19 protein-coding genes are annotated in these 21591 nt (G+C 66.3%); 14 read left to right on the forward strand and 5 right to left on the reverse strand.

What is annotated here, in order from left to right; all coding sequences use genetic code 11:
* The first annotated feature begins 6 nt into the window (after window positions 1–6).
* The 10 genes from QZ471_RS00785 to QZ471_RS00830 all read left to right on the forward strand — a co-directional run bounded on the left by QZ471_RS00785 (window position 7) and on the right by QZ471_RS00830 (window position 10383).
* Window positions 7–888, forward strand: a complete 882-nt coding sequence (locus tag QZ471_RS00785) for a TauD/TfdA family dioxygenase (protein WP_295460373.1) — start codon at window positions 7–9, stop codon at window positions 886–888.
* Window positions 889–902: 14 nt separating this feature from the next.
* Window positions 903–1784 (forward strand): ABC transporter ATP-binding protein, encoded by an 882-nt coding sequence (locus tag QZ471_RS00790; protein ID WP_027601178.1) that lies wholly within the window; start codon window positions 903–905, stop codon window positions 1782–1784.
* Between the two features lie 15 nt (window positions 1785–1799).
* On the forward strand, window positions 1800–2666 hold the full coding sequence (locus tag QZ471_RS00795; RefSeq protein ID WP_295460374.1) for an ABC transporter permease: 867 nt from the start codon (window positions 1800–1802) through the stop codon (window positions 2664–2666).
* 563 nt (window positions 2667–3229) lie between these two features.
* Complete coding sequence (locus QZ471_RS00800; protein WP_295460375.1) at window positions 3230–3586, forward strand: hypothetical protein; 357 nt, start codon at window positions 3230–3232, stop codon at window positions 3584–3586.
* Window positions 3587–3832: 246 nt separating this feature from the next.
* Complete coding sequence (locus tag QZ471_RS00805) at window positions 3833–4921, forward strand: LLM class flavin-dependent oxidoreductase (RefSeq protein WP_295460377.1); 1089 nt, start codon at window positions 3833–3835, stop codon at window positions 4919–4921.
* A gap of 70 nt (window positions 4922–4991) precedes the next feature.
* Entirely contained in the window at window positions 4992–5939 is a 948-nt protein-coding gene (locus tag QZ471_RS00810) for an ABC transporter substrate-binding protein (RefSeq protein ID WP_295460378.1), read from the forward strand.
* The gene (locus QZ471_RS00815; RefSeq protein ID WP_295460379.1) at window positions 5936–7261 is read left to right on the forward strand and encodes an LLM class flavin-dependent oxidoreductase; all 1326 of its coding nucleotides are present in this window, start codon (window positions 5936–5938) and stop codon (window positions 7259–7261) included. The genes QZ471_RS00810 and QZ471_RS00815 overlap by 4 nt, the downstream gene beginning before the upstream one ends.
* On the forward strand, window positions 7262–8443 hold the full coding sequence (locus QZ471_RS00820; RefSeq protein WP_295460380.1) for an acyl-CoA dehydrogenase family protein: 1182 nt from the start codon (window positions 7262–7264) through the stop codon (window positions 8441–8443). It abuts the gene before it with no gap.
* 12 nt (window positions 8444–8455) lie between these two features.
* A complete protein-coding gene (locus QZ471_RS00825) occupies window positions 8456–9415 on the forward strand; it encodes an ABC transporter substrate-binding protein (protein ID WP_295460381.1) in 960 nt (319 codons plus the stop codon).
* A 74-nt stretch (window positions 9416–9489) separates the two neighbouring features.
* Window positions 9490–10383: a LysR family transcriptional regulator gene (locus QZ471_RS00830; protein ID WP_295460382.1), complete on the forward strand. Its 894-nt coding sequence runs from the start codon at window positions 9490–9492 to the stop codon at window positions 10381–10383.
* A gap of 47 nt (window positions 10384–10430) precedes the next feature.
* Here QZ471_RS00830 and acnA read toward each other — a convergent pair whose 3' ends face one another.
* Entirely contained in the window at window positions 10431–13130 is a 2700-nt protein-coding gene (acnA, locus tag QZ471_RS00835) for an aconitate hydratase AcnA (RefSeq protein WP_295460383.1), read from the reverse strand.
* Window positions 13131–13327: 197 nt separating this feature from the next.
* Between acnA and rlmM the strand changes: the two genes are divergently transcribed.
* The 3 genes from rlmM to QZ471_RS00850 all read left to right on the forward strand — a co-directional run bounded on the left by rlmM (window position 13328) and on the right by QZ471_RS00850 (window position 15341).
* Complete coding sequence (gene rlmM, locus QZ471_RS00840) at window positions 13328–14389, forward strand: 23S rRNA (cytidine(2498)-2'-O)-methyltransferase RlmM (protein WP_295460384.1); 1062 nt, start codon at window positions 13328–13330, stop codon at window positions 14387–14389.
* A gap of 56 nt (window positions 14390–14445) precedes the next feature.
* A complete protein-coding gene (gene tusA, locus QZ471_RS00845; protein WP_027597771.1) occupies window positions 14446–14685 on the forward strand; it encodes a sulfurtransferase TusA in 240 nt (79 codons plus the stop codon).
* 74 nt (window positions 14686–14759) lie between these two features.
* On the forward strand, window positions 14760–15341 hold the full coding sequence (locus QZ471_RS00850) for an Sbal_3080 family lipoprotein (RefSeq protein WP_295460386.1): 582 nt from the start codon (window positions 14760–14762) through the stop codon (window positions 15339–15341).
* 256 nt (window positions 15342–15597) lie between these two features.
* Here QZ471_RS00850 and QZ471_RS00855 read toward each other — a convergent pair whose 3' ends face one another.
* Together QZ471_RS00855 and QZ471_RS00860 are read right to left on the reverse strand one after the other, a co-directional pair.
* The gene (locus QZ471_RS00855) at window positions 15598–17751 is read right to left on the reverse strand and encodes a mechanosensitive ion channel family protein (RefSeq protein ID WP_295460387.1); all 2154 of its coding nucleotides are present in this window, start codon (window positions 17749–17751) and stop codon (window positions 15598–15600) included.
* An 89-nt stretch (window positions 17752–17840) separates the two neighbouring features.
* Window positions 17841–19202, reverse strand: a complete 1362-nt coding sequence (locus tag QZ471_RS00860) for an MATE family efflux transporter (protein WP_295460388.1) — start codon at window positions 19200–19202, stop codon at window positions 17841–17843.
* A 128-nt stretch (window positions 19203–19330) separates the two neighbouring features.
* On the opposite strand from QZ471_RS00860, the gene pdxB reads away from it, so the two are divergent.
* On the forward strand, window positions 19331–20494 hold the full coding sequence (gene pdxB / locus QZ471_RS00865) for a 4-phosphoerythronate dehydrogenase PdxB (protein ID WP_295460389.1): 1164 nt from the start codon (window positions 19331–19333) through the stop codon (window positions 20492–20494).
* An 83-nt stretch (window positions 20495–20577) separates the two neighbouring features.
* On the opposite strand, the gene QZ471_RS00870 is transcribed toward pdxB, so the two are convergent.
* Window positions 20578–20859, reverse strand: a complete 282-nt coding sequence (locus tag QZ471_RS00870) for a pyrimidine/purine nucleoside phosphorylase (protein WP_295460390.1) — start codon at window positions 20857–20859, stop codon at window positions 20578–20580.
* 75 nt (window positions 20860–20934) lie between these two features.
* On the reverse strand, window positions 20935–21492 hold the full coding sequence (locus QZ471_RS00875; protein WP_295460392.1) for an exonuclease domain-containing protein: 558 nt from the start codon (window positions 21490–21492) through the stop codon (window positions 20935–20937).
* Window positions 21493–21591 lie beyond the last annotated feature (99 nt).

Genomic DNA, 21591 nt, shown 5'->3' on the forward strand with positions numbered 1-21591 from the left:
AACTCCATGACCCTCGCCGCCCACGCACCGGCTGCTGGCCAAGCCTTCGAGATCCGTCCCTTCGGCAACCTGGGGGCCGAGATCCTCGGTATCGATCTGGCCCAGCCACTCAATGCCGAAGACTTCGCCCGCGTCCACCGCGCCCACCTGGACCACCACGTGGTGGTGTTCCGCGACCAGCGCATCACCCCCGAGCAGCAGATCGCTTTCAGCCGTCGCTTTGGCGAGTTGCAGATCCATGTGCTCAAGCAATTCCACCTGGCCGGCCACCCGGAGATCCTCATCGTCTCCAACATCATCGAAGACGGCCAGCCTATCGGCCTGGGCGATGCCGGCAAGTTCTGGCATTCGGATCTCTCCTACAAGGAGCTGCCGAGCCTGGGCTCGATGCTGCATGCGCAGGAGTTGCCGGAGGAGGGTGGCGATACGATCTTCGCCAACATGCACCTGGCCTACGACACCCTGCCGGAGGCGCTCAAGCGCCAGATCGAAGGCCTCCAGGCGGAGCATTCCTATACCGCTACTTACGCCAAGCCCAAGTTCGAGGGCAATTGGCGGCCGACCCTGACTGCCGCGCAACTGGCCGAGGTCAAGGCGGTGGTCCATCCGGTGGTGCGCACCCATCCGGAGAACGGCCGCAAGGCGCTGTTCGTCAGCGAAGGCTTCACCACCCATATCGTCGGCCTGCCGGAAGACGAGAGTCGCGACCTGCTCGACCAGCTGTATGCCCACAGCGTCAAGCCCGAGCACCTCTATCGCCACCAGTGGAAGCCCCACGACCTGGTGTTCTGGGACAATCGCTCGCTGCTGCACCTGGCGGCCGGCTGCCCCAACTATATGAGGCGCAAGCTGTATCGCACCACCATCCAGGGCGATGCGCCTTTTTAAGGGAGTAGACGACCATGAACGCTCCTCTCGCTTCCCGTCCGCACCTGACCCTGGCACAGACCCAGCCGCTGCTGCAGGTGCAGGATCTCGACCTCGAATACCGCACCCGTGAACGCCGGGTGCGGGCTACCCACCAGGTGTCCTTCGAGGTGCACGGCGCCGATCGCTTCGTCCTGCTCGGCCCGTCCGGCTGCGGCAAGTCCAGTCTGCTCAAGTCGGTGGCGGGCTTTCTGCCGCCGCTGCACGGCGAGATCCGTCTGGAAGGCCAGCCGATCAAAGGGCCGGGACCGGATCGCATCGTGGTGTTCCAGGAGTTCGATCAGCTGCCGCCGTGGAAGACGGTGCTGGAGAACACCATGTTCCCACTGCTCGCCAGTCGCCAGGCCAGTCGTGGCGAGGCCCGCGAGCGGGCGCTGCACTACCTGGACAAGGTCGGCCTGGCGCGTTTCGTCGATGCTTATCCGCATCATCTTTCCGGCGGTATGAAGCAGCGGGTGGCCATCGCTCGCGCCCTGGCCATGCAGCCCAAGATCCTGCTGATGGACGAACCCTTCGCCGCCCTGGACGCCCTGACCCGGCGCAAGATGCAGGAAGAACTGCTGGCGCTCTGGGACGAGGTGCGCTTTACCCTGCTGTTCGTCACCCACTCCATCGAAGAGGCGCTGGTGGTGGGCAATCGCATCCTGCTCCTGTCGCCCCATCCGGGACGGGTACGAGCCGAGCTCAACTGCCATCAGTTCGGCCTCGAAGACTTCGGCGGCGCCGAATTCCAGAGCACCGCGCTGCGCATCCACAACCTGCTGTTCCCCGACGATGTCCAGACGCTGCCGCCGGAGGTGGCCGACGAACGCCTGCGCCTGCAGCAGGCCATCGTCCAGGGCCGCATTTCCTACTAATTTCGAGGTAGATTCATGACTCGACAGCCCCCGGTGCGGGCCGAATACCAACGGGACCTCGCGCCCCTCGACGACTTGCCGCTGGCGGTCGAACTGCCCCTGGTGACTCGCCTGTGGAGCCAGGCCTGGCTGCGCAAGCTGGTGATCCTGGCGATCCTGATGCTGGCCTGGGAAGCGGCCGCGCGCTGGCAAGGCAACGACCTGCTGCTGCCCAGCTTCCTGCAGACCGCCGCCGCTTTCTGGGATGGCCTGGTCACCGGCGAGTTGCCGGCCAAGGTGGCCATCTCCCTCGGTACCCTGCTCAAGGGCTACCTGCTGGGCGTGGTGCTGGCCCTGGCGCTGAGTGCCCTGGCCGTCTCCACCCAGTTCGGTCGCGATCTGCTCGGCACCCTGACCTCGATGTTCAACCCGCTGCCGGCCATCGCCTTGCTGCCCCTGGCGCTGCTCTGGTTCGGCCTGGGCGAGAACAGCCTGGTCTTCGTGCTGGTGCACTCGGTGCTCTGGCCCATGGCGCTGAACACCTACTCGGGCTTTCTCGGCGTCTCCGACACCCTGCGCATGGCCGGGCGTAACTACGGCCTCAAGGGCCTGAGGTATGTGGGCCTGATCCTCATCCCGGCGGCGCTGCCGGCCATCGTCTCGGGCCTGAAGATCGGCTGGGCCTTCGCCTGGCGCACCCTGATCGCCGCCGAGCTGGTGTTCGGTGCCTCCAGTGGCAAGGGCGGCCTGGGCTGGTACATCTTCCAGAATCGCAACGAGCTCTACACCGACCGCGTCTTCGCCGGCCTTGCTGCGGTGATCATCATCGGCCTGCTGGTGGAAGGCTTGGTGTTCGCCACCCTGGAGCGGCTGACGGTGAAGAAGTGGGGGATGCAGCGATAGCGCCTGGCGCCTTTCGTTGGGCTTCGCTGCGCTCAACTCAACCTACAGCTTTATCGTCGAAGCCCAATAGGCCACCGGATCTGTCCTGGGAGCAACGGCTCTCGATCCTCGCGCGGACTACCCCTCTCCCTCTGGGAGAGGGCTGGGGTGAGGGCGCACCTCATACCCGATCCTCCAGTGGAAAAGGCTAACGCCGTTTTCTACGCTACGGTGCTATGGGATCGTTTGGGCGATCGCGGCCATGGGCCGCTCCTACGGAGATATCCATCCCAACGGATCGTCTGACCAAGGTAAGACGGGGAGACATCGATTTCGCTGTATAAGCGAGGAGATGATGGCATCGAAACCCAATGTCCCTGGTAGCCAGAGCTCAAACCGCTGTTCTCTAGTGGCGCCTTGTCCTAGCATCGATAAGGCATCTTCCCCTGGAGAGGTTCCCTTCATGTACGCCTTCTGCTCCGAGCCTTTGACCCCGCTGATCGCCATGCCCTCAGCCTCCACTCTGGGCGCTGTGCGTACTCGGGCACAGCGGCGGCCTGCTCGGTCCGATAGGAAGGTTGTCCATGTCCAAAGAGCTCCTGGGAATTTCCGCCATGGCGCTGATGATCCTTGGCGAAGCCTGCATCATCTATGGTGAATTGGCCGCGGCGCGCCTGGCGTCCAGCGCGACCTTCGATTGGCGCGATGTTTTGCTGCTGGTGCTCTTCGCCTGCTTTTCAGGGCTCTGCCTGCTGCTGGCCTATGCCTTGGGATACCGGGCTACCGGTAATATCTGGCTGGTCGCGGTGGTCTCCGTTCTGGCCCTGTTGATCTGCGAGCCGGTACTCATCTGGCTGCTGTTCCACGAGCTGCCCGGTCGTGGCGCCTTGGTCGGTTTCATCCTAGGTGCCTTGGGACTGGCTGCGACAATCTGGCTCTGAGCGCTGTAGGGTGCACTGCCCGATCGCGGCAATGGGCCGCTCCTACAGGAAAATCGAGCCCGAAGGAGCGGCCCATGGCCGCGATACCGACTCCGATGCCAAACTATTAAATGCGCATAGTAGATAAATCGTGAATTAGGATATGCGCATAAAGAATTTCCTTCTTATGCCCCGTCTGCCTAAGGTGGACCCCAGCCAACGTCTTCCCAAAAGGCGTTCCCTTACCTAGGCACGGGATTCACCACCATGAGCGTTCAATTCCTCGGCATGATCGGCCATCGCCTGACCTCGGAGATCATCGCCCCCTCCGGCCCCATCTTCGACAAGGGCTATGTCACCCGCTTCGCCCAGGCCCATGAGCAGGCCGGCTTCGATCGCATCCTGGTCGGTTATTGGTCCGATCAGCCCGATGGGTTCCTGGTCACCGCCCTGGCGGGGCAGGCCACGCAGACGCTCAAGTTCCTGCTAGCCCACCGTCCCGGTTTCGTTGCCCCGACCCTGGCGGCGCGCAAGCTCGCGACCCTCGATCATCTGCTCGACGGCCGCCTGGCGGTGCACATCATCAGTGGTGGCAGCGACGGGGAGCAGCGCAAGGACGGCGACTGGCTCGACCACGACCAGCGCTATGCCCGCACCGAGGAATTCCTCGATGTGGTGCGCCAGGAGTGGACCGCTACCCAGCCCTTCGATCACGAGGGCGAGCACTACCGTGTGGCGAATGGCTTCTCCGCCATCAAGCCGCTGCAGCAGCCGAGTCTGCCGGTCTACTTCGGCGGCTCCTCGCCTGCCGCTCTGCGGGTGGCCGGCAAGCACGCCGACGTCTTTGCGCTGTGGGGCGAATCCCTGGCCCAGACTCGCGAGACCATCGCCGCAGTGCGGGCCGAGGCGGCGCGCCACGGCCGCACGCCCAAGTTCAACGTCTCCTTTCGGCTGATCCTCGGCGATACCGAGAGCGAGGCCTGGGACAAGGCCGAAGCCATCCGGCAACAGGCCAAGGCACGCCTGGCGGCAGACGGCGCCGTGCATCCGGCCAAGCCGGAGGCGGTCGGCGCGCAGCGCCTGCGCGACACCGTGGCGCTGGGCGACCGGGTAGACCGCCGGCTTTGGACTGGCATCGCCGCCCTGGTGGGCGGTGGGCACAACTCCACTGCGTTGGTCGGCACCGCCGAACAGGTCGCCGATGCCCTGCTGGATTACTACGATCTGGGTGTCGACAGCTTCCTGATCCGCGGCTTCGATCCGCTCAACGATGCCGTCGAATATGGCCGCGAACTGATTCCCCTGACCCGTCAGAAGGTCGCCGCGCGCCTGGCCGGTGCCCGGCGCACCGGCTGACGCTTGCAGACCCACCCACCGCGCGACCGTACCCACGGAGCGCTCCCGATACCCTCGAGGAGACGCCTTCGTGAACAAGGGATTGCTATTCGCCGCCGGCCTGTTGGCTGGCACCATTACCAGCCTGGCCCAGGCGGTCACCCTCACCATCGGTGACCAGTTCTACTACAGCAGCACCCTGCTGGAGCAGGCGGGCGAACTGAAGGACCTGCCGTACCAAATCGAATGGAAGAGATTCAACGCCGGTGGCCCGGTGGTGGAGGCGCTCAATGTCGGCTCCATCGACCTGGGCATCGTCGGCGATACCCCGGTGATCGCCCTGGCGGCCCGCGGTGGCCCGGTCAAGGTGGTGGCGGTAACCCGCAATCGCCCGGACGGCACCGCCATCGTGGTCGGCAAGGACTCGCCGATCAAGACCGTGGCCGATCTCGCCGGCAAGCGCGTGGCCATCTGGAAGGGCTCCTGGAGCCAGCAACTGGTCTACTCGGCGCTGGAACAGGCCGGGCTGCCCAGCGACGCCCCGCGCTATAGCTACCTGATGCCTACCGAGGCGGTCGCCGCCCTGAGTCAGGGCACGCTCGACGCCACCGCGACCTGGGAACCCTACGTCAGCATGGTGGAGCGCCAGGGTGGTCGGGTACTGGTCACCGCCAAGGACCTGATGCCGGCGCCGGTCTATGTGGTGGCCAACACCAACCACCTGGACGAGAACCGCGCCGCCATCGGCGATTTTGTCGCCCGCCTGCAACGCGCCCGCAGCTGGGCGCGCGACCACGTCGACGTCTATTCCCAGGCCTGGGCCAAGCGCAACAACTCCGATCCGGCCATCGCCGAACGCTGGTTCCGCCGGGATGCGACCTGGGTCGAACCGATCAGCGCCCAGACCCTCAGCGACGGTCAGAAGACCGCCGATTTCCTGGTCAAGGCCGGGGTGCTGCAGCAGCCCTATGACGTCAAGACGCTCTATGACCAGAGTTTCAACCGTTATCTGCAGACGCCCCGGGAGGCCAGCCGATGAGTCGTCAACTGCACCTTGCCGGCTTTCTGCTGGCCGGTCCCGTCGTTCATAGCCACGCCGTCTGGCGCCACCCCGAGACCCAGGGCGACTTCCTCGACCCGGACTACTATGCGCGCGCGGCCAAGGCGCTGGAGGAGGGGCTGTTCGACTTCCTGTTCTTCGCCGACCGCCTGGCCGTGGGCGACCAGCTCGGCGGCTCGCGGGAGACCGCCCTGCGCCTGGGCGCCCAGGACGCCACCCGACTCGATCCGCTGCCACTACTGTCCTATCTGGTAGCCCATACCCGCCGCCTCGGCCTGGGCTGCACCCGTTCCACCACCTACTACGAACCGGCCCATGTGGCGCGGGCCTTCGCCACCCTCGATCACCTGTCCCGCGGGCGGGCGGCCTGGAATATCGTCACCTCGATGAACGACAGCGAAGGCCGGCTGTTCGGCAAGGAGCGCCACCTGGAACACGACCTGCGCTACGACCGCGCCGACGAATTCGTCGAGGTGGCGGTCGAGCTCTGGCGCAGCTGGGGGCCGCAGGCCCTGCACCTGGATCGGGAAGCCGGGGTGCTGGCCGATCCGGCGCAGGTGCGCTCTCTGAATCACCGTGGCGATTGGTTCCGCGTGGAAGGTCCACTCAATATCCCGCGCAGCCCCCAGGGGCGGCCGGTGTTGATCCAGGCCGGCTCCAGCGGTCGCGGCCGTCGCTTCGGCGCGCGTTGGGCCGAGGCCATCTTCACTATCCAGCCGAATCTGGCCGCCATGCGCGCCTTTCGCGACGATGTCCGCCGCCAGGTGCTGGAGCAGGGGCGCTCTCCCGACGGCTGCAAGATCCTCACCTCGGTGATGCCCTTCATCGGTGGCAGCGAAGCCGAGGCTCGGGCCAAGCAGGAGCGACACAACGCCCTGGCGCAACCCGAGGTGGGGCTGATCACCCTCTGCTCCCAGCTCAATATCGACCTGTCGCGCTTCACCCTGGATACCTCCTTGGGTGAGGTGGTCGAGGTCGGCAAACTGCCATTGGCCGCCGCTGAGAAGCTCTCGGCGTTCGGCCCACGAACGACGCTGGCCGAACTCGGCCGCAGCTATGCCGCCAGCGTCCGCGTACCGCAGCTGGTGGGTACCGGCGCGCAGATCGCCGAACAGTTGGCCGAGCTGTTCGAGGCCGGTGGCTGCGATGGCTTCGTGATTTCCCCCGGCTACCTGCCGGGCTCCTTCGTCGAGTTCAGCGAGAGCGTGGTGCCGCACCTGCAGCGCCGCGGCCTGTTCCGACGCCAGTACCAGGGCGAGACCCTGAGAGATCACCTGGGCCTCGGCCCGCTGGAGGACTAGATGAGTACGATCAAGGATGCCGACGGCTGGTTGGGCCTGGCCGGTGAAATAGCCGCGGAGTTCGCCGCCCAGGTAGTGGCCGACGAGCGCGACCGGGTCCGCCCCGACGCCCAGTTGCAAAGACTGAAGGACAGTGGCCTGACCAACCTGCTGATCCCGACACGCCTCGGCGGTGCCGGCCAGCCTTGGTCACTGGCCACGCGGGTGCTGCGCGAGATAGCTGCCGGCGATGGCTCGGTGGGCCTGCTGTTTGGTTATCACCTGCTCAACACCGTCAACCTGCGCCGCGAACCCCAGCCCCGGCGTGACCTTTTGCTCGCGGAGATCGCCGAAGGCCGGCTATGGCTGGCCGGGGTGGTCAATCCCCGTGATGACGACATCCTCGCCACGCCGCTCGCTGGCGGTGGCTATCGCCTGACCGGACGCAAGGGTTTCTGCAGCGGCGCGGCCTTCGCCGATCGGCTCACCATCAGTGCCCGGGATCGGGAAAGTGGCGCGCGGCTGATGATCACCCTGCCAGCGGATCGGCCAGGGCTGGCCTATGCCGACGACTGGGATCACTTCGGGGTGGCCCGCAGCGACAGCGGCAGTTTCACCCTTACCGAGGTTTGGGTCAGCGCCGAGGAAGCCCAGGTCTGCGACCTGGAAGACGCGGGTGACTTCGCGGCGGTGATCCGTACCCCGGTCAACCAGTCCGCCTTCACCCAGTACTACCTGGGCGCGGCCCAGGGTGCCCTGCGCGAGGCACGGCGCTATCTGCATGAAGAGGCGCGGCCCTGGGTGCATTCGCTGGCCGCCAGCGCCAGCGAGGACCAACTGGTGCTGAGCCAGGTGGGCGAACTCTGGATCGCCCTACAAGGTGCCGTGGCCCTGGCCGACGTGGCAGCGCAGCGGGTGGATGCCTTGCTCGCGGCCGATGACGCCTTCACCGCCGAGCTGCGGGGCGAAACGGCCATTGCCGTGGCCAGCGCCAAGGTGCTGGCGGCCCGTACCGCCCTGGACGTGACCACCCGGGTATTCGATGCCCTGGGCGCCCGCGCCACCCACAACCGCCTCGGTCTGGATCGCTTCTGGCGCGACGTGCGCACCCATAGCCTGCACGATCCGCTGGCCTACAAGGTGCTGGAGGTTGGCCGCTATGCGGTCAATCGCCAGTACCCCGACATCCGCGCCTATACCTGACGAGAACCTCCCATGCTGCGCAAGACCCTCGCGAGTCTCACTCTTGGCCTGCTGGCCACCACCCAGGCACTGGCCACCAGCCTGGTGGTGGGCGACCAGAGCTACAACACCCGCACCGTGATGGAAGCGGCCGGGGTACTGCACGACCTGCCGTACCAACTGGAATGGAAGCAATTCACCGCTGGCTCGCCGGTGGCCGAGGCCCTCAACGTCGGCAGCCTCGACCTGGGCCTTCTGGGCGATGCGCCGCCGCTATTCCTGGGTGCCCTGGGCGCACCGATCAGGGTGGTCGGCATCAGCCGCCAGAGTCTGGACGGCGTGGCGGTGCTGGTGCGCGGCGATTCCAGCATCCACAGCCTGGCGGATTTGCCGGGCAAGACGGTGGCCATCTGGAAGGGCTCCTGGAGCCAGCAACTGGCACTGTCCGCGCTGGACCGCGCGGGTGTGCCGCGCGATAAGGTGAGCTTTCGCTATCTCAACGCTCTGGATGCCTCCCACGCCCTGGAAGGCGGCTCGGTGGACGCCATCGCCACCTGGGAGCCCTATGTCACCCAGGCCCAGCGCCAGGGCGCTCGGGTGCTCACCACCGCCGAAGGGCTGATCCCGGCGCAGAGCTTCGTGGTCGCCAGTCAAGGGGCGCTGGACGATGCTGCCAAGCACCAGGCCATTGCCGACTTCCTCCAGCGACTGCAGCAGGCGCGCACCTGGGCCAATGCCGATCCCGAGCACACGGCGCGCTACGCCAGCGCCTGGGCCGAGCACACCCGCGCCGACGCTGCCATCGCCCAGGCCTGGTTCGCTCGGGCGCGCACCGCTATCGGACCGGTCACCCCGGAGTCCATCGCCCAGGCCCAGCGTACCGTCGACTTCTTCGCCGCTGAAGGTCTGGTCAAGGGCTACGACGCCAACCGCCTGTTCTACGACGGTTTCGACACCAGTCTGGCGCCGCCAACGCAGACGGCGCAGCGCTGAGCCCGATACCGATGAAGAGGCGTTGCGTTATGCTTGGAGCGCATGTCCAGCAGCCGGAACTCAGACGCCTCCTCATGAAGACCGACGATATCGAAGCCTTTGTCGCGGTGATCCGCAGCGGTTCACTCAATGCCGCCGCCCAGTCTCTGGGGCTGACCCAGCCGGCCATTACCCGGCGCCTGCAGAGCCTGGAGCAGGACCTGGGCGTCGAGTTGCTCGACCGCCATACCAAGCCGCTCAAGCCGACGCGTCTGGGCCAGGAGGTCTATGGGCATTGCCGCGCCATCCTGCGCGAGATGGATGCCCTGCGCGAGCGGGTGGCCGGCGACGCGCCCCCCTCCGGGCTGTTGCGTCTGGGCGTGCCCCAGACCCTGGGCGATGCCCTATTACTGGAAGCCGTGAAAGACATCCGCACCCGCTACCCGGAGCTACGCACCCAGGTGGCGACGGGGTGGGGCGGTGTGCTGGTCAGCCGTATCGAGCACGGCGAGCTGGACGGCGCCCTGGTGCTGTTCCCGGCCAACAAGGTGTTTCCTCACGGCGTCGAGGCCCAGGCCTTGGGCGCCATGCCCTTGCAGGTGGTCTGCGCGCGCGACCAGGCGCCGGCCAAGGCCCAGCGCCTGGCCGATATCCAGGGACAGGGCTGGGTGCTCAATCCCGACGGCTGCGGCTTTCGCGCCAGTCTGCAACGCACCCTGGCCGAGCAGGGCCAGGCGCTACGCATCAACCTGGAGACCTACGGTACCGAACTCCAACTCGGTCTGGTCGCCGACGGCCAGGGCCTCGGCCTGGTCCCGGCACCGCTGCTGGCGCGCAGCGCTCACCGCGAACGTCTGGCGGCCATCCCGCTGAAGGACTTCAAGCCGGAAATCCAGCTGTGGCTGATCCACCCGCGCTTTCTCGGGCCGTTGCAGGAGGTGGTGGAGGGGTTCGGGCGGGATGCCAGCCGTCTGTTGGCAACTGGCTGACAGCAAAACGCCCGGCAGCCAGGCTACCGGGCGTTCGTCGAGCCGGCTCAGACCGCCGGCTTGGCCAGGAACTCCCGCAAGACGTAGTGCAGGATGCCGCCGGCCTTGAAGTAGCTCACTTCGTTGACCGTATCAATGCGGCAGAGCACCTCGACGCTTTCCAGGCTGCCGTCCTCGCGGGTGATCTCCAGGGTCAGCGGCATGCGCGGACGCAACTCGACGCCATCGATGCCCAGCACGGCGATCTTCTCCTTGCCGGTCAGCCCCAGGGACTTGCGGTCCACGCCGTCCTTGAACTGCAGCGGCAGCACGCCCATTCCCACCAGGTTGGACCTGTGGATACGCTCGAAGCTTTCAGCCACCACAGCCTTGACGCCCAGCAGGTTGGTACCCTTGGCCGCCCAGTCGCGGGAGGAGCCGGTGCCGTATTCCTTGCCGGCGATGATCACCAGCGGAGTGTTCTCCAGCTCGTACTTCATGGCCGCGTCATAGATCGACAGCTTCTCGCCGCTGGGGACATGGATCGTATTGCCACCTTCTTCGCCGCCGAGCATCTCGTTCTTGATGCGGATGTTGGCGAAGGTGCCTCTCATCATGACTTCGTGATTGCCGCGACGCGAGCCATAGGAGTTGAAGTCGGCATAGGCCACGCCATGCTCGGCCAGGTAGCGGCCGGCGGGGCTGTCCTTCTTGATGTTGCCGGCGGGAGAGATGTGGTCGGTGGTCACCGAATCGCCCAGCAGCGCCAGGATGCGCGCGTCGTGGATGTCGGCGATGCGCGGCGGATCGCCGGCGATGCTCTCGAAGAACGGCGGATTCTGGATGTAGGTGGAGTCGGCGTCCCAGACATAGGTCTCGGCGTCCGGCACCTGGATGGCCTGCCACTTCTCGTCGCCATCGAACACGGCGCCGTATTGCTTGTGGAACATGGCGGTATCGAGCTTCTGCACGGCGTCGGCCACTTCCTGCTGGCTCGGCCAGACGTCCTTCAGATAGACCGGCTGGCCGTCGTTACCGGTGCCCAGCGGCTCCTTGGTCAGGTCGACCTTGACACTACCGGCCAGGGCGTAGGCCACCACCAGCGGCGGCGACGCCAGCCAGTTGGTCCTGACCAGCGGGTGCACCCGGCCTTCGAAGTTACGGTTGCCGGAGAGCACCGAGGCCACGGTGAGATCGGCGTCCTGGATGGCTTTCTCGATGGGATCGAGCAGCGGGCCGGAGTTGCCGATGCAGGTGGTGCAGCCGTAGCCCACCAGGTCGAAGCCGAGGTCGTTGAGATAGGGGGTGAGGCCCGCGGCGTTGTAGTAGTCGGTTACCACCTTGGAGCCGGGGGCGAGGGACGACTTGACCCAGGGCTTGCGCATCAGGCCTTTCTCGGCGGCTTTCTTGGCCAGGAGGCCGGCCGCCATCATGACGCTGGGGTTGGAGGTGTTGGTGCAGGAGGTGATGGCGGCGATGACCACAGCGCCGTCTTCCAGCTGGAAGGTTTCGCCGTTCAGTTGCACCTTCACGCTGCTGCCGGCCTTGGGCGCTTCGGCCTTTTTCGGCGCCAGGGCAGTGAAGTCACCGAAGGCCTTGGCCACGTCGCCGAGCAGCACGCGATCCTGGGGCCGCTTGGGACCGGCCAGGCTGGACTGGACTTCGCCCATGTCCAGTTCCAGCACGTCGGTGAAGACCGGTTCGTCACCGGGATTGCGCCACAGGCCCTGGGCCTGGGTGTAGGCCTCGACCAACTGCACGGTCTCCTCGGGGCGACCGGAGAGGCGCAGGTAATCCAGGGTGATCTGGTCCACCGGGAAGAAGCCGCAGGTGGCACCGTATTCCGGGGCCATGTTGCCGATGGTGGCGCGGTCGGCCAGGGGCAGGGCGGCCAAGCCGTCGCCGAAGAACTCGACGAACTTGCCCACCACACCTTTCTTGCGCAGCATCTGGGTGACGGTCAGCACCAAGTCGGTGGCGGTGATGCCCTCGCGCAGCTTACCGGTGAGCTTGAAGCCCACCACCTCGGGAATCAGCATGGAAACCGGCTGGCCGAGCATGGCCGCCTCGGCCTCGATGCCACCCACGCCCCAGCCCAGTACGCCGAGGCCGTTGATCATGGTGGTGTGGGAATCGGTGCCGACCAGGGTGTCGGGGAAGGCATAGGTCTTGCCGTCCTCGTCCTTGGTCCAGACGCTGCGGCCCAGGTATTCCAGGTTGACCTGATGGCAGATGCCGGTACCCGGCGGGACCACGCGGAAGTTGTCGAAGGCGTTCTGGCCCCAGCGCAGGAAGGCATAGCGCTCGCCGTTGCGCTCCATCTCGATCTCGACGTTCTCATGGTAGGCGTTCTCGCTGGCGTAACGGTCCACCATTACCGAGTGGTCGATCACCAGGTCGACGGGGGAGAGCGGATTGATCCGCTGCGGATCGCCGCCGGCCTTGGCGACGGCTTCGCGCATGGCGGCCAGGTCGACCACCGCCGGTACGCCGGTGAAGTCTTGCATTAGCACCCGCGCCGGGCGGTACTGGATCTCGCGGTCGGCGGAGCGGGTCTTGGTCCAGTCGGCCAGGGCCTGGAGGTCTTCGCCGGTGACGGTCTGGTTGTCTTCCCAGCGCAGCAGGTTCTCCAGCAGCACCTTAAGCGACTTGGGCAGCTTGTCCAGGTTGCCCAGAGTCTTGGCCGCGTCGGGCAGACTGTAGTAGTGATAGGTGCGCTCGCCGACCTGCAGGGTCTTGAGGCTGTTGAGGCTATCCAGGGCTGGCATCAGGGGTCTCCTTATCGACGCTTCGACGGTTGCCCGCTGGCCGTTCGAGCCTCGAAAGGTGAAGGAGACCCGTAGCAGCGCTGGGCGGACTGATTTTTCTAGGTGTAGTACTGGACCGATAGGCGCCGTCTACGTTCCCTGTCTGGCGCGCTGGGGTATAGTGCGCGCCCTGCGTGACCCCTTGAGGAAGCCCCGTCGTGAATACCCTGTTGTTGCTGTGCCGTACCGGATTCGAAGGCGAGGTCTGCGCCGAGCTCGGCGAACGGGCGGCGCTGCTTGGCGTGGCCGGCTACGCCAAGGGCAAGCCGGGCGCGGCCTATGCCGAATTCGTCTGCGGCGATGCGGCGGGCGCGGCGAAGATCATGCAGAGTCTGAGCTTCGCCGAGCTGATCTTCCCCCGCCAGTGGTCCCGCGGCGCCTTTCTCGACCTGCCCGAGCAGGATCGTATCGGTCCGTTGCTGGAGTGCCTGGCCGACTATCCCATCTGCGGCAGCCTGGCCCTGGAGATGCCCGACACCAACGACGGCAAGGCGCTTTCCACCTTCTGCAAGAAGTTCGAGCGCCCCCTGACTCTGGCTCTGCGCAAGGCCGGTCGCCTGGTGGACGATGCCCGGGCGCCACGGCTGCAACTGACCTTTCTCAGCGGCCGCCAGGTCTTCGTCGGTGTGGTGGAGCCTGACAACGCCGCGCTGTGGCCCATGGGCATCCCGCGGCTGAGATTCCCGCGCGAGGCGCCCAGTCGCTCCACGCTCAAGCTGGAAGAGGCCTGGCACCACTTCATCCCCCGCGCCGAGTGGGAAAGCCGGCTGTCGTCCGAGATGAGAGCCGTCGACCTGGGCGCCGCCCCCGGTGGCTGGACCTGGCAACTGGTGGCCCGCGAGATGCTGGTGACGGCGGTGGACAACGGCCCGATGAACGAGGCGCTGATGGACACGGGCCTGGTGGAACACCTGCAGGTCGATGGCTACGCCTTCGTCCCCAAGCGCCCGGTGGATTGGATGGTCTGCGACATCGTCGAAAAGCCCGCCCGTACTGCGGCGCTGATCGAGCGCTGGATCGGCGAGGGCCATTGCCGTGAGGCGGTGGTCAACCTCAAGCTGCCGATGAAACAGCGCTATCGCGAAGTGGCCGGTATCCTCGAACGCCTGCACGACCACTTCGAAGGCCGCGGCCAGCGCGTCACCATCGGCTGCAAGCAGCTCTACCACGACCGTGAAGAAGTGACCTGTCATCTGCGGCGGCTTGACCGGAAACCCTAGGTCGCTGCCGCGCTCTGAATGCAGATCGCCGCAACCGTTTACCTCTTGGAGACCCCATGACCCTTGAAGCCGATGCCACCCTCGACGCCAGCGGGCTGAACTGCCCGGAGCCGGTGATGATGCTGCACAACAAGGTGCGCGACATCGCCCCCGGCGCCTTGCTCAAGGTCATTGCCACCGACCCCTCCACCCAGCGCGACATCCCCAAGTTCTGCGTCTTCCTCGGCCATGAGCTGGTGGAGAAGAGCGAGGGGGAAGGGCGTTATCTGTATTGGATTCGCAAGAAGGTGGAGTGACGGTCACCGCCAAGGCTCGCTTGCCATTGCGAATTGGCTCACAATTGCCGATCTAGCAAGCAAGGATGCCTTTGATGAAAGCCAGGACGCTGTTGGTCGTTTCCATGATTCTCACGGGCTGCACGTCGGTACAGGTTGAGCCCGTCGCCGTGCGTCCCGATCTGGTATGTATCCAGGAAAATCCCGCCGTCTGGATCAAGGATTTTCTTCCCGTAGTTCGCGCTGGTTTCGCTCGGCATGGCATCGCTACTGAGAGCTATGCTCAGGTACCGCGCCAGTGCCCCTATGTGCTCGAGTACACTGCGCGGCAGACCTGGGATTTCACGCCTTACCTTTCCGTTGCCGAACTGACGCTACGTGACGCCAATGGCCGAATGGTCGGTCAAGCCAACTATCATTTGCGTGGCAAGGGTGGCCTTTCGCTGATGAAGTGGCAGGGAACTGCAGCAAAGCTGGATCCTGTCATAGACGAACTCTTGGGTCAGATGCGTCCGGCGCCCGTAGCCAAGACGACTGTCCCTGCCTCGACAATCTCAGCTCCTGCTGCCTCGACGTTTGAAGAAGAGCTGTCAGCCCTTCAAGCGAGAAACCTTAATTATCAGGACTACAGTGACCAGTACCGTGCGCTTCGTCAGCGTTATGGATTGGATCGCTGAGGGCGTGACCAAGCCGAGACTCGATCTTCATCGCGGCCATGGCGATCCGCCGATGCGGCCGTTCCTACAGGTATAACGCACCTCTGTAGGAGCGGCTCATGGCCGCGATAACGCGGGCTCTTCTCTTTACTTCCAGCCACGGCTCGACCTCTAATCGCGGCCATGGGCCGCTCCTGCACAAAGATTCAGCCCTCGGCTGGGTGGGACAGCTTCAAGTCGTCGCGCGAGGGCCGCTGATCGTACCAGCGAAGCCGACTCAGCCCCCGCTCGGTGCTTCGTCGCTCCGCGTCGCCGGGTCCAGCGGCGGGCCGCCCGTCTCGTAGCGCACGTTCATGCGTGGCGAGGCCAGCTCGATGCCGGCGTCGTCCAGATGGCGCTTGAGCCTGAGGTTGAAGGCCCGCGAGACTTCCCACTGCTTGATCGGCGCGGTCTTGAAGCGGAAACGCAGAATGGCCATGCCCGACTCGAAGCTTTCGACGCCCTGCAATTCCAGCGGCGACCAGATGTCCCGGCCAATGAAAGGATCCTGGCGCAGCGAACGGCCGACCTCCTGGACCATCTCGATGGCCTGGTCCACCGAGAGCGCCTGGGGAATGGGCAGGCGGAAGATGGCGTAGCCGAACTGCCGTGAATAGTTCTGGATGCTCTTGATTTCGCTGAAGGGGATGGTGTGGACGATGCCGTCGATGTCGCGCAGGCGCACGGTGCGGATGGTCAGGCCTTCGACCGTGCCCAGGTGATTGCCCACGTCGACGTAGTCGCCGATCGCCAGGGAATCTTCGATGATGATGAACAGCCCGGTGATGAGGTCGGCCACCAGGCTCTGGGCACCGAAGCCCACGGCCAGGCCGATGACGCCGGCACCGGCCAGCAGCGGCGTGACGTTCACGCCCATGTTGGCCAGGGCGACGATCAGGGCGATGACGAAGATGGTGAGGAACAGCACGTTGCGGATCAGCGGCAACATGGTCTGGGCGCGGGCGTTGTTGGGGCTGACCCGGTGCAGATTGAGGCCGCGGTGCACCGCGGTGTCGGCCAGGATCCACACCAGCCAGGCCAGTAGCAGGGTGCCGCCCAGCCCGAAGAACTTGCCCGCGATCTCATGGCCGTCGCCCTGACTGAATCTCAGCAGCGATACGTCCCAGGCGCGCAAGGACAACTCGACGGCGACCAACCAGATGACGATCCCCAGGACGACCGCGAAGAAGGCGCGCAGGCGTTCGGCATAGGCTTCCTGCAGGCGGCTGTGATGCCGCGGGCGCAGCAGCCGGGCGCGCACCAGGGCATTGAGGCCCAGGGCCGCGCCCATCAGCACGGCGCACAGCAGGGCCCGGCGCAGGGCATCGCTGGTATCGCCGGCGGACACGAAGGTCGCCACCAGGGAGACTGCTACCAGGATCAACACCGGTAGGTGCCAGAGTCGGGCAACCAACTGGCGTACGCCCTGCAGACCGCGTAGCGCCTGGCGCTTGGCCAGCGGCTGGTTGCGGATCAGGTGGGCGACGGGACGGCGGAATCTCAGCACGAATTGGCCGGTGAGCAGCGCGGCGCAGATATTGGCCGCGATGGCGATGATGGACGCCAGGTGCGGACCCAGTTTCTCGGCCAGGTGCGGGTCGCTGGTGGCGCCGCCCAGGGCGGCCAGGCTGCCGATGATCCACAGCGGGCGGAAGGCGCGGCGCCGCAGGATCAGCAGGGCCCGGCTGCGGTGGGCGCCGCTGGGCAACGAGCAGATCACCACCACGGTCGCGGCGAACAGCGGACCGGTCACCGCGGCGTAGGCCAGGGTGACGGCGAAGGTCTTGCCGAGGGAATCCGGCAGCCACAGCGATACCACCAGGGTGATGATGAAAGCCAGCAGCCAGGGCGCCAGCTTGCGCAGGGCGAAGCGCACCAGATCCAGGGTGCGCGGCCGCAGGGGTAACTCCTCGGACAGTCCGAATCTCACCCGCAGCCGATGACTGAGACTCTTCAGGCCCAGGGCGCAGCCGGCCCAGAAGGCCAGGGTGACGACGAATCCCGACAGCAGATTCAGCCGTTGCTCGGGCGCCGGCACCAGCGCCGCCAGCTCGGCACCGGCCTGGTCCAGCTGGAACTGCCAGCGCTCGCGCAGGTTGTCGCGTTGCAATTGCTGCTCGACCACCGTCAGGGTGTCGGTGATCAGGCCGATCACGCCCTGGGAGGCGCTTGGCTCGGCCTGGGCCTGGGCGGCCTGCAGCTTCTTCAGATCCGCCAGCAGGCGATTGCGCTGCTGGTCGCTTTCCAGGGTCTTGATGACCTGGTCCAGGGACTGGCCGAACTGAGGGTCGACCTGGTCCTTCTGGGTAGTCGGCAGGCCGGGCAGGGCGGCCTGGGCCGGGCCGATGAACAGCAGGCAGAGGCAGAGCAGTTGTAGCAGGCGAAAGATCATCGAAGCCGCACTCTCGCGAATAGAGGAGACGCTCGCCGCGGACGACGCGGGGCCGTCCGACGAGGCGGGCAGTGTAACAAGGCCGCGTGCTAGGCGCTGTGGATGCGTCGCCGGGCACTGCGCGCCAGGCGCACCGCGAGCAGGATGGCGGCGCAGGTCAGGCCCAGCACCAGTCCCTGCCAGAGGCCGGCCGGGCCGCGCGGTGCACCGAACCAGTCGCTCAAACCCAGCGCCCAGCCTACCGGCAGCCCCACGCCCCAGTAGGCCAACAGGGTGATGACCATGGTCGCGCGGGTGTCCTGATAGCCGCGCAGGGCGCCGGCGGCGGTGACCTGGATGGCGTCGGAGAACTGGAAGATGCCGGCGAACACCAGCAGCGAGGCTGCCAGCTGGATCACCGCCAGGTCCTGGGAATAGAGGCCGGCGATGAAGGTGCGCGCGGTGAACATGAGGGTGCAGGAGACGCAGGCGCAGAGCAGCCCGGCGGCCATGCCGACCCCGGCGGCGAAGCGCGCCTCCCGCGGTTCGCCGCGGCCCAGCGCCTGACCGACGCGGACCGTGACCGCCATGCCCAGCGCCAGGGGCACCATGAACACCAGTCCGGAAAAATTCAGCGCCACCTGGTGTCCGGCGACCACGGTCGGGCCCAGTTCGCCGATCAGCAGGGCGACCACGGAAAAGATGCTGGATTCGGCGAACACCGCGATGCCGATGGGCACGCCGATGGTGAGCAGGGCGCGCAGCGTCGGTCCGTGGGGGCGCTCGAAGCGGGCGAAGATCGCGCAGGGGCGATAACGCTCGGTGCGTACGATCGCCAGCATGGCCAGCAGCATCGCCCACATCACCGTGCCGGAGGCGAAGCCACAACCGGCGCCGCCCAGGGCGGGCATGCCCAGATGGCCATGGATGAAGATCCAGTTCAGCGGTACGTTGAGCGCCAGGCCGGCGAGGCCCACCAGCATCGCCGGGCGGGTGCGTCCCAGGCCATCGCTGAAGCAGCGCAGCACATAGTAGAAGGCCGTCGCGGGCAGGCCCATGGCGATGCCCTTGAGATAGAGCAGGGTGGGGCCGATCAACTGGGGATCGACGTGCATGGCCACCAGCAGGGGGCGGGCATTGAGCAACAGCAGGCTGGCGACGAGGCCGCAGCCCAGGGCCAGCCACAACGCCTGGCGGACCAGCGGGCCGATCTCGCCGGTGCGGCCGCCGCCGTGGCGTTCGGCCACCTTGGGCGTGGTGGCCAGCAGGATACCGGTCATCAAGAGGAACACCGGAATCCACACCGAGTTGCCCAGGGCGACGGCGGCGAGGTCCAGCGGTCCGACGCGACCGGCCATGACGGCGTCGACGAAGCCCATGGCCGAATGGGAGAGCTGGGCGATGACGATGGGCGCCGCCAGGGAGAGCAGGGCGCCGAATTCACGTCTGATGCGGGGCAGGGAGGAGGTCACTTGATCGTTCGGTCAGGTTCGGGGCCGATAGTCTAGTCTTCATGGGCCGGCTGGCAACCCTCGCGGCCATCGTTGCCTCCCGCGATTGGCCTGCTAAAGTGCCGGTCCCCGATCCCGAGTGCCCAGGCATGCACATCCTCGCCGACGAAAACATTCCGCTGCTGGACGCCTTCTTCGGTCCTCACGCGACCCTCGAACGCCGTCCCGGCCGCGCCTTCGATCGTGAAGCCGTGCGCCGTGCCGATGCCTTGCTGGTGCGCTCCATCACCCGCGTCGACGCGGCCCTGCTGGCCGACTCCAAGGTCGGTTTCGTCGGCACCTGTACCATAGGCACCGATCATCTGGACCTCGCCTATATGGACCAGGCGGGTATCCGCTGGAGCAACGCCCCCGGCTGCAATGCCCGGGGCGTGGTGGACTGGGTGCTCGGCGCCTTGCTGGCACTGGCAGACGGTGCGGGGACCGAGCTGTCCAGCCGCAGCTATGGCATCGTCGGTGCCGGCCAGGTCGGCGGGCGCCTGGCCGAGCTGCTGCGCGGCCTGGGCTGGACGGTGCTGGTCTGCGATCCGCCCCGCCAGGCTGCGGAGGGCGGTGACTTCCACCCCCTGGATGAGCTGATCGAGCGCTGCGACGTCCTCTGCCTGCACACCCCCCTGATCCGGGACGGCGACCACCGCACCCTGCACCTGTTCGATGCTGCGCGCCTGGCCCGCCTGCGTCCGGGTACCTGGCTGCTCAACGCCTGCCGCGGTGAGGTGGTCGACAACGCCGCCCTGTGCGCCCACCTGGCGGGCGGCGCCGAGCTGGCGGTGGCGCTGGATGTCTGGGAGGGCGAGCCGGGCATCGACCCCGAGCTGGCCAGGCTGTGCCGGATCGCGACACCCCATATCGCCGGGCACAGTCTGGAAGGCAAGTGGCGGGGGACGGCGCAGATCTATCAGGCGTTCTGTGCCTGGGCTGGCGTGACGCCGCGGCTGACCCTGGCTGATTTGCTGCCGCCACAACAGCTGGAGCGCCTGGTTTTCGGCAAGGAGGTAGCGGAGGCCACTGCCTTCAAGCGCATCTGCCGGGCGGTCTACGATCCGCGCGACGACGATGCGGCGCTACGCGCGACCCTCGGCCTGCCGGCCCTGGCGCGCGCCCAGGCGTTCGACGCCCTGCGCAAGGGCTATCCCATGCGTCGGGAGATTCCGGGGCTGGTGCTCGAAGGGACGGGCATGGCTCGGCTGGCGAGTGCCCTGGGGTGCGACTGGCGACATAGCGACGGCTCCGACAGCGGTGGCGTCGCTTAGGACCGAGGCGAAGCGGAAGCGTTCAAACGGGTAAAGATGCCCCGCCAATCGGCCCGGGTGGCCGAATGACGGGCGACCCAGACTCAGTGGTACTCGCAGAGGTAGGCGGTATCTTCCGCGACCTTGAGCTGGAACTTGGCGTTGGCCGGCACGGTGAATTGGCTGCCCGCGGCGAAGGTTTCCCAGCTCTCGCTGCCCGGCAGTTTGACGGTCAGGGCGCCGGCTACCACGTGCATGACTTCCAGCTGGCTGGTACCGAACTCGTATTCACCGGGTGCCATCACGCCCAGGGTAGCGGGCTTGGACTTGAGGCTGAAGGCGATGGATTTGACGGTGCCGTCGAAGTATTCGTTGACCTTGAACATCGGATTTCCTTGTGCGAGAGCGGTTAGAACCGTCCGCGAGTATGCCCAAGGCCGTCCCCCGCTGTCACCGGTTAGTCACGCCTGGCGCGCGAAGGCCGCCAGGCTCGCCGGCAGCAGCTTGGCGGTGTTGCGGGCATCGGTCTCGGCGCGGTGCAGCACCCCGGTGAAGGTGAGGCCGGCCGACTCCAGCGCGGCGGTGAGCCCCAGCGGCCTGGCCAGGCCCCGTGCCTTGGCGAAGGCCTGTCTGAGGTTGCGGTGGGGAACGCGTGCCAGATGGGTGTGCAGGTCGTGCTCGCGCCAGACCCGTTCCAGCAGGCGGCGGTCGAAGTCGCCCCAGCTGCACCAGCCGGCCAGGGTGGTTTCGTAGGCGCTCAGCCAGGTTTCGAAGGAAATCCAGGCGTCTTCCAGCAACTCGGCGGCATCGACGTCCGCCTGGCTGATGTGGGTAAGATCACGGCAGAAGGGCGTGAGCAGCGGCAGGCGGCGCGGCTGGACGAAGCTCTGGTAGCGATCCAGCTCCTGGCCCTCGGCGTCCACCATCACCGCACCGATCTCGATGATTTCCATCAACTCTATTGGCCAGCCGCCTTCGTCGGTGGTCGCTTCCAGGTCCAGTACCAACCAATGCTTCATCGTCACGCCCTCGGCCGGCCGCTGCGTTCATCGCAGATATGACGGTGGAAATCTCCTGGGGTTGCGTAGCAGCCTGCGAGTGGATGTTACATTCATGAC

This window comes from uncultured Pseudomonas sp. (assembly GCF_913774235.1).
GTDB lineage: Bacteria > Pseudomonadota > Gammaproteobacteria > Pseudomonadales > Pseudomonadaceae > Chryseomonas.